We start from the raw sequence: 17,886 nt of genomic DNA, 5'->3' as shown, positions 1-17,886 counted from the left end.
CCCCGCAGCGTCGCTGGCGGGGATGTTGATCTTCTATGCTCTTGTCTTTCGTTTTCGTATCTCCTCTGGCAACTCTTCGGACCACGGCAGCAAAGCGTCTACGACATGCTCGTCATCCATTTGGATGTTTGGTAGCCGCTCAAACAGATACTCCAGATATAGGCGCGGATCTAAACCATTCTCTTTCGCCGTCTCTACCAAACTATAAGTAATGGCACTTGCTCTCGCACCACGTGGTGTATTACTGAACATCCACGCCTTGCGGCCGATCACAAAAGGCTTGATAGACCGCTCACTCCGGTTGTTATCCAGTTCCAGGTTCCCGTCTTCTAGAAACACAATGAGTTTGCTCCATTGGTTCATGCAATACGTAATGGCTTTGCCTAAAACACTCTTTGGCAGCACAAGTGGACTCTGCTCATGCAACCATGCTGAAAAAGCATCGAGCACGGGTCGACTTTGCTTTTCTCGGCCTGCTCGACGTTCTTCCGGTGTGGCGTCCTTCAACCCACGTTCAATCTTGAATAACTCATTACAATATTGAAGCCCAGTCCGTGCAGCCGAAGTTTTTTCTGTTCGGCGCTCGGCAGCGATTGAAGGGCGTCATTGAAACCGCGCCGCGCATGAGACCAGCACCCGACCAGTGTCGCGTTCTCCACGTCGTGGTATCCGGCATATCCGTCTACATGCAGGTACCCCTTGAACCCTCGGAGGAACGTCTTCGGATGCTCCTTCGACCGACTCTCTTGATAGTCATACAGCACAATCGGCGGTCCATCACGTCCACTTCGGTACAGCCACATATACGATTTCGAATTGGCCGCCCGTCCGGGTTCGTGTAGTACCTGCAGTGTTGTCTCATCTGCATGTAAATAATGTCGGGCAAGCAATTCCTCATGAAGCCTGTCGAATATGAGGCTCAGCCAACGCGTGGCTCCGACTACCACCCAATTCGCCAGCGTCTGACGAGAAAGTGATATGCCCTGTCGGGTGAATTGCTGCTCCTGTCGGTACAAAGGCATGCCTTCCACAAACTTCTTACTCATGATATAAGACACCATGGATGCCGACGCCAGACTCCCGGGAAACGCCGAGCGCGGCATGTCCGCCTTGACCACGGGCGGGTGAATCTCATTTTTCTCACACGGTCGACACCCGTAGATGTATTGCACACGTTCAACGACGACCGTCTGTGCCGGAATATGTTTGAGTTCCCGGTGTACCTCCGCACTCATCTCGTGCAAGGGGCCGCCACAACACGGGCACACGCGCTCTGCCTCTGGCAGGCGGTATTCCATCCGCTCAACAGGGAGGTTCGCCAGCATGGCTTCCCGCTGTCCAGGTTGTTTCCTGCGTGGCTTGCGTGTCGCCGTATCAACCAAAGGCTCTTCTATTTCTGGCTCTTCATCCGACGCCGTCTCTGGCTCATTGAACAACCGCATCTGCTCAGCGTCAGACCGCTCGCTGGATGCCCCGAAACGCTTTTGCCGATCCAGACGCCGTTGTTCAAGCAGCAAGTTCACTTGCTGTTTTAATTCGGCGTTCTCCTGTTCCAAGGAAGTGCAGCGCTGTTGTAGAACTTCAACTTGTTCGATGGTTTCTGAAGACGTATTTTCCATAGTTATCTCTTCGACGAACACACCCCGAAATCCTTGTCATATCAAGGGTTCCAATAACTTTTTGTTTCAAAATCCATGCCTGCCTTTCAGGCACTCAGACGACCTTTTGCGCCGCCACCTTGGGATGAGCTTTCTGCTGGTTGAGAGACAATCCATCCAGCAACCAATTCAACTGGCGTTGGCTAATGACAAGCGTCTTGTCCTGAGACGAGTTGGGCCACTCAAATCGGCCTCGTTCCAACCGGCGATACAATAACCAGAATCCGTTATACTGCCAATACAGAATCTTCAATTTGTCCCGCTGACGATTGCAAAAAACGAAGACACATTGGGAGAACGGGTCTAACTGGAATTGCGTTTGCACCAAGGCCGCCAATCCATCGATACTCTTCCGCATGTCCGTGACACCACACGCAAGATAGACGCGCTGTTCTGTACCGATATGGTTCAGCATGAGCCCGTGAGTGTCTCAACCAGGTCACGCAACAGTTGGGCGTCGTATCCCGGGTGTACTTCAATGGCAACGGAGCCAACCCGGACGAGCAGAGGGAGATTGGCAATGGACTCATGAACCTGCACGGGTAGAAAGTCAGTCGAAACGGACGGTTTCGGGGATTTTTCACGAAAGCGACTTACCCAATACCACAATTGATGTTCTTTTATGCCTTGCTCAGCGCACCACGCCGCGCCACTCAGACCGCTATCCCGGAATGCAGCTACGCGTTCACGCCACGTTTCTCGTAATTCTGCCAATTCTTTTTTGGTCATAACGAAGCCCTCCTTGAAAGTTTTAACTGCATTCTTTCAGGAATCCGGTATCCTCGCTAGGTGTGAAGAATTTGACGCATACGCTTCACCCAGTCCTCCATGCCAAGCTTGCTCGAAGGGTCCAAGGCTCGATTGGCGACCATGGCAAAGATAGCACGCTCAATCGGGGCTTCATACTTACGCTGTACCAGTCGCTTGGATATAGCTTGACCCACGCCAAGCTCCTGCCACAGCGAGTCGACGATAGAAGCGGTACCAAACGTCTTGCTATCGAGCAGACTGAGCTGCACGCTGTCCTTGGGCTCCGTATCAACTGGTGAATCCCCAAGGAACCGCGATATGCTCGCGGCAAGTCTCTTTAGACCATCCATGTCCACTTCATCTTCACGCCCGAAGTGGTAGAGGACTTTCGCTTGGGGATTGCCGGTCTTGGGATTACGTTCATTATGGGCAAGCTGCACGTAGGACGTGACAGAGCCGTTTTTGTTCTTTCGTGATATCCGCCGTATATACATGTCTACATTTTAAAACCAAACGTTGGATAAAGTCAATAATTGTGGATAAAACTACGAGTTATCCACAGAAATTCGCATGCCTACAAAATTTTGAGAAAATGCCTACACAAAAGAACCGAAATTCCGCGCCACTACAGGATTCCGGTTATCCACAAATGCTTATAAGTGGGTTGTAACTGTCGAACCCGAGATAAACAAACAATTCCATTTCAAGTTCCACTGGCAATTGCATATCTAGTATTCACTCCATTGCCAACGCTGTAGCGAGCCTGTAATTTTCTATTAATCAGGTAGGTGAGGGCGCCTAGCCCTCGACCTCCTACACCACCGTACGTACCGTTCGGTATACGGCGGTTCATGTTGTGGAACGAAGTGAGTCGTATCGTTCAACTAAACTCACTAACCCCTGTTCTCGCCAGTAGGCGAGGCCAAGGGCTTTGTTCATTTGTGGAGTATTCGAAAGTCGCCAGTAGCCCTTCCGGGATCCGCTTATGTTCTTTGCCCATTCCTGCGGTATCCCAAGTGAAACTAACTTACGTCTCTTGGTTTTCGGCTGTTTCCACTGCTTCAGCAAACACATCCTCAACCGCCTGCGCGTCCATTCGTCCAGTGCCTCGAATACGCTTCGTGTCTCGGCATATCGGTAATATCCCGCCCATCCTCGCAAGTAGGCATTTAATTTCTCTACCCGACTCGCCATGGATTGTCCTCGACTTCGTTTCGTAATTTCTCGAACCCTGTCCTTGAACCGTTTGAGCGACTTTGGCGCGACTCGAATCCGCGTTTTCTTCTCCCATGTAAATGAGAAGCCCAAGAACTTTCGCTTCCACGGTCGGTCTACGGCGCTCTTTTCCACATTCACCTTGAGTTTCAGTCGTTCTTCTACAAACCTACGTACACTCTCCATTACCCGCTCTCCCGCACGTCGACTGCTCACGTATATGTTGCGGTGAGTAGCCCTGGGAAATCTCACCCCAAGGCTCTCTCAGAACCGGACTTGAACCTCTCAGCTCATCCGGCTCCCATTATTCAGCCCCCGGTAGAATCCCCATTTGCCAGTGCACAAACAGTCTTGGTTCGCGTCTGGCAATCCTACCGAGCCAGTCGATAGCTCGTCTTTTATGCCGGTTGAGCTTCTTGTACTTTCGCCTAACCCAGTGTACCAGCGCTCGATTCAGGTGCCTGAGTACTGAGTACAGTTCCGACTTGTAGAAGCGTCCGTAGTAGTTGACCCAGCCTCGAATGATGGGATTAAACATTCGGGAGAGATCTTCCAGCGTTTTATCCGGCTTCAGGTGCATACGCCAGTCATGGATAGTGCGTTGCATGGCCGTTTTTGCTTTGTTGCTGACGGCTGGAGTGAAGTTAATGAAGTACTTGCCCCATCTGTTTTTCGACCTGCGTGGTCGAAAAGTATACCCAAGAAAATCAAACTTCGTTTCTGGGTATTCCCCGCGTCGGTCATGATCCTTGCAATAGACGATGCGTGTTTTCGTTGGATGCATTTCTAGTCCACATTCCCTTAGCCTTTGTTCAAGGCTATCCCGTAGCTTCTGTGCATCCTCGATACTGCGACAGTGGGCCACAGCATCATCGGCGTACCGAGCAAACGGTTTGTCGGGATGATTTTTGTCCATCCACTTATCAAACGCATAGTGTAGGAACAGATTGGCTAGTACCGGGCTTGCTACCCCGCCTTATGCGAAGCTTTGCATAATCCACCTTGCGGCGTTCCTTCCTCCGACCTCACACAGATTCCGTTCACAAGAATACCCGCTTGTAAGTATCTGCGGATGAGTCGCAGGACTCGTTTATCCTCTATCTTCCTTGCCACTCTCGACATGAGGATGTCGTGATTTACGCGGTCAAAGAATTGCGCCAAATCCATGTCAACGACCCACCGGTTTCCTTGTCCGATGTAGTTGCGCGCCTGGTTTACGGCCATTCTCGCACTATACCCTGGACGGAAACCGTAACTGAATATCGAAAACGTCGGTTCAAAGATGGGCGTGAGTTTCTGTAGAAGTGCCTGTTGAATCAGGCGGTCCTGCACCGTGGGTATCCCTAACAATCGTATGCCACCGTCTGGTTTCGGGATTTCGACTCGACGTACGGGCATTGGCTTGTAGGTTCCACTAAGAAGTTCTTCTCGGATGCGTTGCCAGTTATCCATCAGGAACGGTCGAAAGGATTTAATCTCCATTCCATCGACACCAGCAGCCCCCTTGTTTCGCTCCACACGTCGCAGGGCCTCAAGCAAATTCTCTCGCTCGACTACCTGTTCCATCAGGTCGATTCCACTCTCTTCGCGGGTTGTCACCTTGGGTCGCGCCGAAGGATAGCTAAGCACTCCCTCAGTCCCCTGCGGATTCACCGCTTCCTCCTGAAAGTAGCTCCTGTTCTGGATTTTCTGCTGTCTTTGCTTTCCTTGCGAGCTTACCATGTTCAACCCTCACAATCATGTTCAGGCCTTCCCTGCTTCGGCGTCCCTTTGCAGGTACTATGCCGTCTGCTGACTCCTGCCCGTTCAGCGGCACCTCTCGATGACGGTTACCAGCGTTGCTGGCGTGTCGGGCAGGTCTCCCCGGGTAAGAGCGCTATCTTTCTCTCCATCTACCCGCCTCGTTTACTCTCGACAGCCTTCGGTAGCAAGGACTTTGACTTGTTTGGCAGGCTCATCCAACTGTCGCTAGCCTCACTCGAGGTTCGTGTTCCTCGGGCCGGAGATTTGCCGCCGCCTTCCTTCAGATTCCGCCTCACGACGGACACCCTCGGCTTAAGCTAATGGCTACTGCTACCTTCACCATTCCGGACTTTCACCGTATAGATAGCGCCCATGCCGGGCGCACCAAACTGCGTGAGCTGCCAAATACCACGGCAGCCCATCTGCTATCTTCCATATTGCGAATATAAACGGTCTATAGATAGATAAATGGCTCCCTCGCGTCAATAAATGACACTGGAATATCATTGACCAAAGGCTTTAACCATTCGGCCATGAATTTCATTCCCGATTCCTCACTCCGTTCATGTCCCACAATAATCATTCCTTTATTGAGCCCCAACATGGCCGCATCGTTGACATAGGCACATAACGTCCACTCGGTGATTTCACCACACACCATGACGTCCAAATCTTTGTCCCACATAAGCTCCATGGGCATCTGTTCTTTCCCTAACCCTAAGCTGCCTCCGCCAACCAACATTCCAATTCTCTTGCACTTTATGTCGGGGTTGCCGATAATTCGAATGACATCCATGGACAGCTTCTGCTTAAAAAAAGCAGCTAATTCGGCTAATGTTGTTTCTTCGATTTGATAGGTATGAGGTGGATGCTTTTCAAGCAGGTTGTCTTCCCACCCTATCTCTCGAAGAACACCATCGTAGATTCTGTCTGTTTTCCCCAGATGCATATGGTCATGGAATCGCCATATTGTTATCTGGTTCTCTTCAATCAATCTCTGCTTTGCTACATATAGCGGGTCGTCATGAAGCCAATCCGTGTCGTCTAATCCTGTGTACCAAGTTGGTTCGTGCGTGATAATCATGTTCGCGCCACATGCGATCGCCTGCTTAATCACGTCAATGGTGGCCATAAATGTAACAATAATACCGTGTACTTCGGTGTCAGCGGTGCCACTAATCAGTACGTCGCATGTCTTCTCTAACCTCGTAGTCACTCCGCACTCTGCAAGAACTGCCTCAATCACGTCATTCACGTTCATTGCGATGAATTCCCTTCTATAAGAGAGACTTTTGTGGCATATCCTTACACACTCTTTATAAGCCTTTTATCCACCGTCCAGCCATATCAATCCAATTGCAAACCTCAAATTGAACGGTTGAATCACAGTCTCTAGCTTTCGTCTCTTCAGTGCCAAGCGCCAGACCATGCCCACCATCTGGAAAAATGTGCATTTCTAAAGGCACTTTGTGTTTCCGGAGGGCATTCGCAAACAAAAAACTATTCTCTACGGGAACAACGTCGTCGGGGTAGGTGTGCCATATAAAAGTTGGAGGAGTATCCACTGAGACCTGATGCTCTAGCGATACCTCACGCAAACGTTCATCGGAGTTTACTCCTATCAGAGCATCAAAGGAACCCTTATGCGCATAATCACCGGAACTGATAACCGGGTAACTCAGTATCAGCCCATTCGGTCTGATCTCATCGCCAGAGAACCCTAAACTGTCAGACAGGAAACTTCTGTTCCAGAACACCCCTAAACTTGCTGCGAGGTGACCCCCAGCTGAAAATCCAGCGACAATGATTTTATCGCCGTCCACATGCCATTCGTCTTCATTCTGTCGGATAAGAGCTACTGTCGTGGCAAGTTCCTGCAGTGAAGTAGGGAATTTAGCGGGGCGAACACTGTACCGTAGCACAAATGCGTTAAACCCCATGGTGTTCATTCGGATTGCAATCGGTTCAGCTTCCCTGTCGGAAGTAAATTCATACCCTCCGCCAGGGCAAATCACGATGGCGGGACGCTTACGCGCTGAATCTATTTCTGGCGAGTTATCCAAAATGTAAGTGTATAGCTTGGCCTCAGAGTGTTCTGTCACAATGTCAATGATGGTATGTTTCATGTTTGTCCTCTTTACTTTTTATATTTGTACTCTCATCCATTCCTACTAGGTCTAGAAGAAACCGACTACCAAAGAAACAGGGATTAACGACTTAGAGCTCTTTTGAGTGCCTGAATGTAGCCGTCTTTTGCACGTTGGCTGACCTCTGCGTGTTGAACGACATGTTCAAAAGCGTGGAAGCAACCGGGATATAGGTGAAATTCAACATCGATGCCAGCTTCTGCGAGACGTGTCACATAGTCAATTGTTTCGTCGCGGAACGGATCCAATTGACCTACACACGTGTAGGTCGGAGGCAGCCCTTCGAGATTCTCTGCGCGGGTTGGCGCTGCGTAAGGGGGAATTTCGCCGCTTTCTTGGCAACCGAGGTACATTTTCCAAGCGGCCAAGTTATTGGACCGATACCAAATCGCCTGTGTATCCGTAATCTCGTGACTTGAAAATGTATTATTCCGGTCGTCAATCATGGGATATAACGGCATCTGAAAACAAACCGATGGCCCCCCCCTGTCGCGGGCCAGCAAGGCCAAGGCAGCGGTCAGTCCTCCGCCTGCACTTCCTCCACCAATCGCAATTCGTGGCAAATCGATGTTCAGTTCTGCGGTTGCCTGCGTCATCCATACCAAAGTTGCATAGCAGTCTTCAATTGCAGCGGGATAAGGATGCTCGGGTGCCAAGCGGTAATTCGGAGACACAACGACGCAGCCCGCCGCTTCGACGAACTTTTCACAGAGAGTGTCGTCGTTGTTTGGATGACCTAAGACGTAGCCTCCTCCGTGAATCCAAAGAAGGGCAGGTAATTGAGTCCCATCTCTCTCTGCGGGCTGATAGATTTTGATGAGCATTTGCTGTCCATCCCCACCACAAATCAACTGTTCAGTGGTACGAACCAACTCTGATGCTCCCGTAGGAGGTGTAGGGATTTGTCGCGCTTCATCCAAACCATGGGGCAGTTCAACAATCGGAACAGACAACAGACTATCTCTCAACTCTGGGTTCACTCGGGTTAAAAAATCCATTTTATTGCCCCCATACTGCATGCTTTAAATGCAACACCATAAACACTTACCGTTCAGAGCCTTGTAGCAGCGCTTGTACAAAATGTCTTTGGAAAATGAGAAACACAATAAGGGATGGCAACAACACAATAAATGCAGCAGCACACAGTAGAACAATATTGGTACTGTATTGTCCTTGAAAAGCACTGAGCGCGGAAGCAACCGTACCCTTGGAAGGGTCGTTCACTAGGACCAATGGCAGCAGCAATTGATTCCACGTCCACAAAAACATTAGAATGGCCAGCGAAGCTAATGCAGAGCGTGCGAGAGGGAGATGTACCTGTCTGAACACTTGCCATGCGGATGCACCATCCAGCAGGGCAGCTTCGGTAAGCTCAACGGGGCTGTTGGCAAAATGCGTACGCATCCAAAACACTCCAAAGGGCATATACAAACCAATCAGGGCAAGAATGACCCCCCAGTGTGTCCCAAGTAATCCCCATGACTGGAATTGATAGTAGAGTGGCGTAATTAGGGCTTCTGCAGGTAATGTCAAGCCAAATACGAATAGTAAGGTTACCGCTTTGCCCCCTGGAATCGTAATATGACCTAGCCCGTAACCCGCGAGTGTGGCGAGGATGACTGCTATAGGGACAACCCCGACGACATAAATCACACTTGAACTGAGTAGATGCATGAAGTTTGTCGCGACCCACGCAACAGCAAAGTTGTGCCATTGTGGATGTGCTGGCCAAGAAAATCCGCTCGGTGTACTATTTGCAGGCTGAAGGGCCGTAGCCAACATGGTCAGCAGCGGGAAAATTGTGAAGACCATCATGATTATCAGCAGAATAGCGCTTGTGGCACGTGAAGATCGGGAACTGACGGCGTTCAATCTCTTCCCCTCCCAACGCGTTGAATGATTGAAACTACGATTAAAACAAGGATTGTTAGGACTACTGCAAGAGCTGATGCCGCCCCAATGTGTTGATTCAGGAAGGTGAGTCGGTAGATTTCTACCCCTGGGACCATTGTCGCGTACCCTGGACCACCCTGAGTCGAAACATAGATGACGTCGAAGCTTTCTAGCGCCGCAATCACCGTGACAGTCACGGCCACAACAATTTCTCCTCTAAGTGCTGGGAGCGTTATGGCAAAGAACTCTCGAACTGCGCCGGCACCGTCAATCCGAGCGGCTTCATATGTGGCAGGGTCAACTTTGCTAATGCCAGAGAGAAACAACACCGTGCAAAAGCCGAGCGACAACCAAACACCAATAATCCCAACAGCTGGGAGGGCTGTGTTAAAGTTGCCCAACCATTGTTGTGTTAAGCCCCCCAATCCAACGGCTCGAAGTAATCCGTTGACCGCTCCGTTCGGTGCATACATCCACGACCACATGATGCCAGCACCGGCAAGCGGTACAATCTGTGGAAAAAAGAGAATTGTTCTGGTCACCGTTGTAAACGCACCCTGACGTCGTCGTTGTAGCAGGGACGCCGCTATCAGTCCTAAGAAGACAGGGATTATCGTGAAAAACACTATCAAAATGAAGGAATGGACAATGGACGATATGAGCTCCGGTTGGGTGAACACTTGAACGTAGTTGTTAAAGCCGGCCCAGGTGGCTACGCCAATGCCATCCCAGTTATAGAACGAATAACGCACCGTCTGTCCTAGCGGAAAAAGTACGAACAGCACGTAAGCAGCTAATGCTGGGAGGACCCAGATGACGCCAACCCATTTACGCTTTCGAGACGTCACGCCAAGAGACTCATTAAGCCAACGTGCGCTTTTAGGCGCACGTTGGTCGATGTCGAGGTGTCCGACACGGCTCCGATTTGAGACGTCAGCAGACTTGGTGTAACTCATTAATTGGCCCCCAAATCACTTTGGTAATCCGACTGCAACTTGGATGCAAAATCCTCTGTAGTGGTTTTTCCGGCAATCAAAAGCTGCGTTTCAGGGAACAAGGTGCTTACTGACATAGAAGGTGTTGCATTCGCCATAAATCCAACAAGTCCATTGGATTTCAAAAGCTGGTTGAACGCGGTGACCGTTGGTCCGACCGCGGAATCACTTGGTGTCGGTGGAATCGAGCCATTAGCGGGGCCAGCAGGTGCAAATCCCAGTTTGGCTACGGTAGCCTGTCTAGCCGTCTCATCAGTCATCACAAAGTTCAGGAACGCCGCAGCAACGTCGGGGTGCTTTGCTTTTGCTGGGATGACAACTAGGTCAGGCGCAGACATGGCCCACACGGGATCTGACGCATTTGCTGACGGGAACAGGAAGAAGCCAATCTTGCCTTTCCCTCCATTTTGGTCAAATATCGGTGCAGCCCAGTTTCCATCCGGGAAAAACAGTGCTTTGCCCTGCACTACATCGTTGATGGCCACGTTGAGGTCTTGGCTATTTAAATTCTGGGGAATGTACCCTTGGTCATACCATTGTTTGAGTGTTTTTGCAGCTTGGATGGTAGCTGGCGTATTGATGCTCGCACCTGGTTTGTCGTTGATCCAGTCCTGCAGCGCATTTGGGCTGCCCGCGTAGTCCATAATCAGGTTCTGCAGTGGATATGTTTCCAGAGTGTCCTTCCCGTCAATATCGAAAGGTATAATGTTTGCTGCTTTTGCCTTCGCCATATCTGCTTCGAACTCACTAAGAGTTTTAGGCGCACTGGTGATGCCAAGCTTCGAGGCTATGTCTTTATTGTAGTAGATACCTGTCAAACCAAATCCTGGACCTACACCGTAGATCGAACCGGTACCCATTTGGCTGCCATCTGACGACACTCTCATGCTGTCAAACTGCGACTGGGGCCATTTGTCCCAGCCATAAGCCTTTGCATATGGGTCGAGATTCAACACCAAGTGGTCCTTTACAAGATTCGGCAGGTATACCTCTCTTACGATGTCGGGAGCATTATCGCTTTGGAGAATATGTGCAGCATTTGTAACACCCGAATTGAAGTCTTCACCCGTAACCTGCACAGTAACATTTGGATATTTTGCATGGAATGCATTCGCGTATGCTTGGAAACCTGCAACAGCTATCGAGTCAGTAACCATTGTCAGAGTAACAGGCTGCGTGCCAACGCTGGTGCTTACTGATTTCGTTGTATTGGAAGAGGATGATGACGACGAACCAGGGGCTGCACATCCAGACATGAGGGCAGTGATTGAAACTGCGGTCGCCGCGACACCTATTGGTCCTCTGAATTTGTTACTCCGCTTTACGTTGTTTGGCGTGATTGACATTTGTGCACCTCTGTTTCTGTTATATTAGGCCGTCTACTCTTTGGGTAAACGTTTTCCTATATACTGTAGTTCTAAACTCTAACCCACGTACTGTCACTGTTTCACATTTAAGTACCCCGTCTTCAGTGGAAGACCATACCATCACATACCTTGTTCGAAGTGAAAAGTTTACGCCTGAACACCACCTCTTTCATTGGTAAACGTTTTCCTGCATGTCAACGCGAACACATTGCATGCGCTCCACTCAATCTCTCACTTTTAGCGCTTCAGAAGCTTGGGTTTTAATGCAGAGGGTAAACTTTTTCCTATAACCTGAATAACGGATGACTGGCACCCGATACCGCCCTGCAAGTTCTACATAATCTCATACAAGTTATCAAGTAAACGTTTTCCTGAGATCAGAGTACAGCAAATATCAATACCCGTCAATGGCATAACCACCACCTGCAATACATCAGGTTGTACTCTGTTTGCGTGCTGTAGTAGTTGAGTGTTCGAGGGGGAGCAGTCACTTATACTGCCCCTCTCTCTGTGCGCATGTAGATTGTTAGACGAAGTATTCCATCACTGTACCCTTTTCATCCACATAATCGATTGCTGTCATATTTAATTTTAAATCAACAAACAAAGTACAGAACTTTTCACCCGTTTGCCATGAAAGTCGAACTTCATCCTTCGGTGAATCCAAGACTCGAAACTCACCATTAAACGCATCGTATTCGTTTCTAAAACGGATGAGCCTTAAAAGCCTTTGAACCACTGGCTTTTGTAGAGACTGTTCAATTTCCTCGAGCGTGAAGTTGTGACGGTTGATCTCACGACCTTCCCCAGTTTCCTTCACTCTGTCAAGGTCATTTTCCCCAGCTAGTAATCCCACATAATACACCTGAGGTACTCCTGGAGTGAAAAATTGAATCGCTCGTGCTGCCAAGTAGGCATCATCATCACAATTCAGCACTGAATAATAGGAACATCTGATTTGGTGAACGTCAAAACCATTGGGGTCTTTGTGTTCGTCCGATAAAATAAGGCTTAAGTTTGCCCCTCTTTCCTTACAAACATCTACTAGTTGTTTCGCTTCCATGGTGTCAATTAGCCCATCTAAATCCGGCTTTACTGGAATACCGTCATGGCAATCAAGCATTGTAAACTGCTTATGCGGACGATTTTTGAGATAGTCAACCAGACCTTCGCTATTTTTATTGATTAATGTCTCCAGAACTCGATACGGGAGAATGAAATCATAAATCCAGAAACCGCGATCGGCCAACTTGTATTGAATTTCGTAATGAGAATGAACTTCCGGAAGCAATTCAATTCCCATGGAGTGTGCTAATTCCATGATCCAATTAAGGAACTGGTAGATTTCAGGTTCTACAAAAAAGCAGCTTGTACCAAGTTTTTTAATCACATATCCGACGGCATCTAGCCTCACAATTTTTACATTGTTATTTTTAAAGTTCATAAAAAAGTCGGTAAAAAGTTGCCTTACCTTCGATGAGCGAACATCTAAATCAATTTGCTCGGATGGATTCGTTTTACCAAACGTGGTCCAGACCTTTTCTTCAGTACCGGTTTCACCTATGGTAAACGTGGAATACGGTAAGGAGCGACGCAGAAACATTTGGTCGATATCACTTTGTACCGGTTCTCCATTTTCCCAAATTTTATCCAGGGTGATAAAGAGATCAGCATATTCCGATTCACGGCCCTTTTCGAGGAAATCCTGAAAATACATAGACTGCCTTGAAATGTGGTTCACCATTAGGTCAACCAATACGTCGAAGTTGTCTCCAATTTCCTGTACGTCTTCCCAGGTACCGAAAGCCGGTTCAATTTCCAAGTACGTTAGGGGTGCAAACCCACGGTCCCCCGACGAAGGAAATGGGGGTAAAATGTGAATCCCACCCTTAAAGACATCCAAGAAGTGTTTTAGGAGGACATGTTTCAGTGTTTTTAGATCCCCTCCCATTGAGTCGGGGTATGTTATAAGCTGAACTTGATTTTTCACCGCCATTTGAATCTCCCCTATACGCGGAAAATTCCCTTGACTTCCTCTATGTCGAGTGAATTGACAACGGCACCAGAATGCTTTAACTTGAATGCGCTGACGGCCATACCTAAACGTAAGGATTCCCGAACCGTATATCCTTTCACTAGTCCCGCGTAGAATCCAGACCAGAATGCATCACCTGCCCCAGTCGTATCAACTACTTCAGTCGCCAAGGTATCCATTCGAATCGTGTCTGTTCCATTGGAAATGAGGGCCCCGTTTTTGCCTAAGGTCATAATGACCAGTTTTGCTCCAAGTTCTAGAAACTTTCCAACTTGATTTAAATGTGTATCTTTCCCAAACAATCTCTCTGCGTCATCCTCTGAGGGCTTAACAATGTCGACTTTACTCAGAATAGATTTAACATAAGCAACCCCATTTTCACCCGCTTGCCATATCATCGGATGAAAGTTGGGGTCAAAGCATACCAGGACACCGTGAGATCTGGCAGTTTCAATCATTCGTTCAATGGTGTGACGTGCAGGTAGCATAGAGATAGGCCAACAGGAGAAATGAACTATCTTGGAATTAAGCAAGGCTTCTTCTAGCGACGGAGTGTAATCTAAATGGTAGTCTGCCTGCCTATAGAATATAGGAATAGGAGTTGATTTACTTTTCGTTACGACCACCATACTCGTAGAGCGATTCACTCGTTGCACACAACTCGTATCAATTCCTGCGTCGTTAAGTTGATTTACTAAAAAAGTTCCAAATCCATCATTTCCTACAGCTGAGAAAACAAGCGAATTTAACCCTAACTTTGTAACGTTCATCGCGATGTTCGAAGGTGATCCGCCGAATGATTTATGATAGGTATTGCAATCGAAATTATCGCTGTAATCAGCAGAAATCATGTCAATTAAGAGTTCTCCAACCGTTACGATGTCATTCCTCTTACTCTCAAAGGATATCTTTTTGTCAAATGCAATCATAACGTTCCTCCGAATTTCCTGTGGTGTGATTAAAGAGTCGTCTGTTGCTCGCTCACCTGCAACATTCTGATCAGCAATCCAACTAGCAGATTCGGTTCATCACCCCTTTCAAGGCTAGCGCTTTCATTCGGCTGATTACACCAAGTGTCGGGTAAACGTTTTCCTAACGCTTGCACTGAACATACTCTGCACTCGATCACATCATTTTACTTAACCTTAACTCCGAATTGGCTCTTTCAGTAACAACCACCTATTTCTCTTACGCTATCTCGAATTACGAGTTTGTGCGGAACGCTTAGGCACTGTGCTTTCGAGTCCTCCTGATCCATTTTCAGCACTAGTCGTGCTGCTGTAGTCCCCAATTCTCCGGCATCATAATCCACAGTGGATAACGTAGGGTTCAAATGTTGACATATTTCAAGATTATCAACACCCATAACGGACAGCTCGTCTGGAATCCTAATACCTGCTTGTGATGCATAGTGCATTGCTCCGATAGCCATCGTATCCGATGCCGCGAACACAGCCGTCGGACCGTAGGGCAAGAGTTTTTTCATGCATTCATAGCCGCTGTCCATCGTGAAATCACCAACCGCAACAAGAGTCTCCTCTTCAGTGATTCCCGCTTCACGCAGGGCTTTGCGGTATCCTTCTAGACGGTCCTTTCCAGACGAAGAATCGCGCATGTTACCTGCGATCATTGCGATTCTCTTGTGTCCAAGTTTCAATAAGTAACGAGTCGCATCATACCCAATTTTCCCATTTTGAAATACTACACTGGGAATGCCATATGGCTCAAAATCCTGACCTACTGCTACAACTGGGATAGGGTAATCAGCCAGGAATGTACCATGATCCTCGGAAAAGTCTACGGCTGACCAGATGACACCGTCCACCCTTTTTTGCTGCATTACATTAAAGCTCTCGATCTCCTTGTCTGTCTGTCCATCAGAAACCGTCAAGATGACAGAGTAGCCCTGCAGCCGGGCAAAGCGCTCAACCCCCCGTAGCCAAGAACCTGACACCGAATACTCCAATTTCGGTACAATCACACCGATGGAGCTTGAACTGTTGGTTATCAGACTCCGTGCCACCTCGTTGGGCACATATCCCAATTCCTTTATCACCTGGCGAACCTTCATTTCCAGCTCCGAACTCACTGGTTTGGTCTTGCCAAGTACACGCGAAACCGTGGCAATTGATACGCCTGCCGCTTTTGCGACGTCTTTTATCGTGACAGACACAATGATTACACCCCTACGAACATCCAACTCGCTACCATCAGGTAAACGTTTTCCTAGATCTTATGCCAAATAGATATCTCCGTCAAGATATTGGGGGAATTTATGAAGCGTATCGAAGCGACGTTTGCGTCTATTGCTCATCACGCACATGACCAGTGTCTTCGTACATATTCCGAATTATTGAAAGGGGGCTTTAGCGCAATAATGAGCCCACAAAATCTGCAATTGTAGACCGTACATTTGCAATTCATTTGCAAATCCCTTTGAAAAGCAAATGACGCGGGAATCGGTAAACCCGAAAATCCGCGTCACTACTGTGTTTTTTGGCGCACCCGGAGGGATTCGAACCCCCGCAAGACGCGGTTTAGGAATCGGTTGATTCGAAATCCATTAAGTGCTGTGTAGCAGTGTATCCCCTTGTTTTATAAGGGTTTTGAACTGTCACAGTCCGCCTCGTATTGCATCATTCTGGGTGATTATAGGACGTTCGTTAGAAGTCTGTTAGAAGCCTGGTTAGAATTTCTCAGCAAATTAACCTTCTTAAATTGCCTCGCGGGAAGGGAAAAAAACTTCACAGGTTAATAAACGGTGAAAAGGTTCAATTATGTGTATTAACCGATGATCTGCATTTTATACAACTGGAACGCCTGGGTTATTCGGACCGAAGTGCTTTAGCATTACGAGTGGCTCGGTTAAACTTAAATTGGTAACCGTTACACCCTCTTTCGCTGCCTGTTCACTAACGAAGAACTCGTCAGACGTGAGCGCTCCATATCGGATCATAATGGGTGCAGCAGCCTGGTACCTACCCAGCCTCCCGTAGCCTTCTATAACTACACAGCCATACGCAGCCCCGTCTTTGACAACAACTGTACGTCCTGGAGGAATGGTCAACTCTTTGGCAGAGAAGTAGACGTTTCCGTAAGTTATCCACATTTCTTCATACGGTTCATCCATACATACAATGGGTGGTCGGTAATAGTGCTCTTTGAACAAAGGGTCTACATTCTTCTCCCAATCCAATAGACTCAAAATATAGTCGATATCATGTCTTCTATCATCAGGACAGTGTTCTGCCAAAGACTCATAAGGGATCACTTCACCAGAGGCAACGTTTTCAAATACAGCACTGACATCACTATTCCACTGAGGCTCATAAGTTAAGTAGGAACCGGGTGCATGAATTACCCCCGGCGGAACATACCATCCTGTACCAAGTTGAATTCTATACGCACGAGATAGCTCAGTAATACGCGTGTCGAGTTTCTCAAAATCCGCTATTCGCTCCCTTACCTCATCCATTGTGGTAGACGGATCGAACCCAAAATAGGTCACCGGAAATTGTCCAGGGTGATTGTTCAATTGATGAGGAAAATAATATGCTTCAGGCTTAGGCGTTTTTCCAACCAGGGATGCAGCGATATCACCTAGATGTAGGTGGTGAAACAAAGGTGTTTCATAATCGAAAAACTTAGCGAACACAGGGAACGAGTTATATTTATCTTTCAACTCTCTTCCAATTAAGTCTACTCCCAATTCATCCACAGCATCTTTGAATAAAAATTTGTCTTCTACCCTATTTGAGAATGAAACATAACTCATCCCCTCATCAAGGGGTGCTAAGGGGCCGTTGAGTGTTGAAGTCACAGACGTAAACCAACGTTCGGTAATAGCTCCACGATTCATCCCAGCAGCGTAGTAGTCATCAGGGTGAAGACGTAACCGATGCCCAGCCTTCCCAAATTTCCGTGGAACGAATGCCGGTATCAACCTTAGAATTCCATGACCTTGCTCGAAAGTATCACGAATCGTACGCGCGTTCGTCATAACTCACCATACCCTTCGGTTGATAACCGGCGGCACCGAGAACCATTTCCCGCCCTGTATTAAGAGGCCATCCTAGCTCTGGC

Annotated in this window: 16 protein-coding genes and 2 pseudogenes; 1 reads left to right on the top strand and 17 read right to left on the bottom strand. The window is 48.2% G+C overall.

Annotation, left to right across the window (positions count from 1 at the left end; translation table 11 throughout):
* Positions 1–33 precede the first annotated feature (33 nt).
* The 13 genes and pseudogenes from tnpC to NZD86_RS00285 form a co-directional block, all read right to left on the bottom strand.
* Positions 34–1,625, bottom strand: a pseudogene (gene tnpC, locus NZD86_RS00345) (IS66 family transposase).
* A gap of 88 nt (positions 1,626–1,713) precedes the next feature.
* Entirely contained in the window at positions 1,714–2,073 is a 360-nt protein-coding gene (gene tnpB / locus NZD86_RS00340; protein ID WP_268044500.1) for an IS66 family insertion sequence element accessory protein TnpB, read from the bottom strand.
* Positions 2,067–2,387, bottom strand: a complete 321-nt coding sequence (gene tnpA / locus NZD86_RS00335) for an IS66 family insertion sequence element accessory protein TnpA (protein ID WP_268042949.1) — start codon at positions 2,385–2,387, stop codon at positions 2,067–2,069. The genes tnpB and tnpA overlap by 7 nt, the downstream gene beginning before the upstream one ends.
* Positions 2,388–2,467: 80 nt before the next feature.
* A pseudogene (locus NZD86_RS00330) lies at positions 2,468–2,902 on the bottom strand (IS1634 family transposase); the annotation flags it as partial.
* Positions 2,903–3,257: 355 nt separating this feature from the next.
* Positions 3,258–3,809, bottom strand: coding sequence for a group II intron maturase-specific domain-containing protein (locus tag NZD86_RS00325; RefSeq protein WP_268044498.1), 552 nt, complete (start codon positions 3,807–3,809; stop codon positions 3,258–3,260).
* Positions 3,810–3,927: 118 nt separating this feature from the next.
* Entirely contained in the window at positions 3,928–4,539 is a 612-nt protein-coding gene (locus NZD86_RS00320; protein ID WP_268044497.1) for a group II intron maturase-specific domain-containing protein, read from the bottom strand.
* A 50-nt stretch (positions 4,540–4,589) separates the two neighbouring features.
* The gene (locus NZD86_RS00315; RefSeq protein WP_268044496.1) at positions 4,590–5,345 is read right to left on the bottom strand and encodes a reverse transcriptase domain-containing protein; all 756 of its coding nucleotides are present in this window, start codon (positions 5,343–5,345) and stop codon (positions 4,590–4,592) included.
* Between the two features lie 475 nt (positions 5,346–5,820).
* Positions 5,821–6,627: a Nif3-like dinuclear metal center hexameric protein gene (locus NZD86_RS00310; protein WP_268044495.1), complete on the bottom strand. Its 807-nt coding sequence runs from the start codon at positions 6,625–6,627 to the stop codon at positions 5,821–5,823.
* A gap of 55 nt (positions 6,628–6,682) precedes the next feature.
* The gene (locus tag NZD86_RS00305; RefSeq protein WP_268044494.1) at positions 6,683–7,492 is read right to left on the bottom strand and encodes an alpha/beta hydrolase; all 810 of its coding nucleotides are present in this window, start codon (positions 7,490–7,492) and stop codon (positions 6,683–6,685) included.
* Between the two features lie 83 nt (positions 7,493–7,575).
* Complete coding sequence (locus NZD86_RS00300) at positions 7,576–8,511, bottom strand: alpha/beta hydrolase (RefSeq protein ID WP_268044493.1); 936 nt, start codon at positions 8,509–8,511, stop codon at positions 7,576–7,578.
* 46 nt (positions 8,512–8,557) lie between these two features.
* Positions 8,558–9,385 carry a carbohydrate ABC transporter permease gene (locus NZD86_RS00295; protein ID WP_268044492.1) on the bottom strand — a complete coding sequence of 276 codons (828 nt, stop codon included), beginning with the start codon at positions 9,383–9,385 and terminating at the stop codon, positions 8,558–8,560.
* Positions 9,382–10,362 (bottom strand): carbohydrate ABC transporter permease, encoded by a 981-nt coding sequence (locus NZD86_RS00290; RefSeq protein ID WP_268044491.1) that lies wholly within the window; start codon positions 10,360–10,362, stop codon positions 9,382–9,384. The genes NZD86_RS00295 and NZD86_RS00290 overlap by 4 nt, the downstream gene beginning before the upstream one ends.
* Entirely contained in the window at positions 10,362–11,558 is a 1,197-nt protein-coding gene (locus tag NZD86_RS00285) for an ABC transporter substrate-binding protein (protein WP_268044490.1), read from the bottom strand. The genes NZD86_RS00290 and NZD86_RS00285 overlap by 1 nt, the downstream gene beginning before the upstream one ends.
* Before the next feature lie 19 nt (positions 11,559–11,577).
* On the opposite strand from NZD86_RS00285, the gene NZD86_RS00280 reads away from it, so the two are divergent.
* Positions 11,578–11,775, top strand: coding sequence for a hypothetical protein (locus tag NZD86_RS00280; RefSeq protein ID WP_268044489.1), 198 nt, complete (start codon positions 11,578–11,580; stop codon positions 11,773–11,775).
* A gap of 519 nt (positions 11,776–12,294) precedes the next feature.
* Here the strand turns inward: NZD86_RS00280 and gtfA are convergent.
* The 4 genes from gtfA to NZD86_RS00260 all read right to left on the bottom strand — a co-directional run bounded on the left by gtfA (position 12,295) and on the right by NZD86_RS00260 (position 17,803).
* Positions 12,295–13,764 (bottom strand): sucrose phosphorylase, encoded by a 1,470-nt coding sequence (gene gtfA / locus NZD86_RS00275; RefSeq protein ID WP_268044488.1) that lies wholly within the window; start codon positions 13,762–13,764, stop codon positions 12,295–12,297.
* Between the two features lie 11 nt (positions 13,765–13,775).
* The gene (locus NZD86_RS00270) at positions 13,776–14,732 is read right to left on the bottom strand and encodes a carbohydrate kinase family protein (RefSeq protein WP_268044487.1); all 957 of its coding nucleotides are present in this window, start codon (positions 14,730–14,732) and stop codon (positions 13,776–13,778) included.
* Between the two features lie 236 nt (positions 14,733–14,968).
* The gene (locus NZD86_RS00265; protein WP_268044486.1) at positions 14,969–16,003 is read right to left on the bottom strand and encodes a LacI family DNA-binding transcriptional regulator; all 1,035 of its coding nucleotides are present in this window, start codon (positions 16,001–16,003) and stop codon (positions 14,969–14,971) included.
* A gap of 603 nt (positions 16,004–16,606) precedes the next feature.
* Positions 16,607–17,803, bottom strand: coding sequence for a hypothetical protein (locus tag NZD86_RS00260; protein WP_268044485.1), 1,197 nt, complete (start codon positions 17,801–17,803; stop codon positions 16,607–16,609).
* Positions 17,804–17,886 lie beyond the last annotated feature (83 nt).

This window comes from Alicyclobacillus dauci, from assembly GCF_026651605.1.
Lineage (GTDB): Bacteria > Bacillota > Bacilli > Alicyclobacillales > Alicyclobacillaceae > Alicyclobacillus > Alicyclobacillus dauci.
This window is presented reverse-complemented; position numbering and strand designations above follow the sequence as displayed.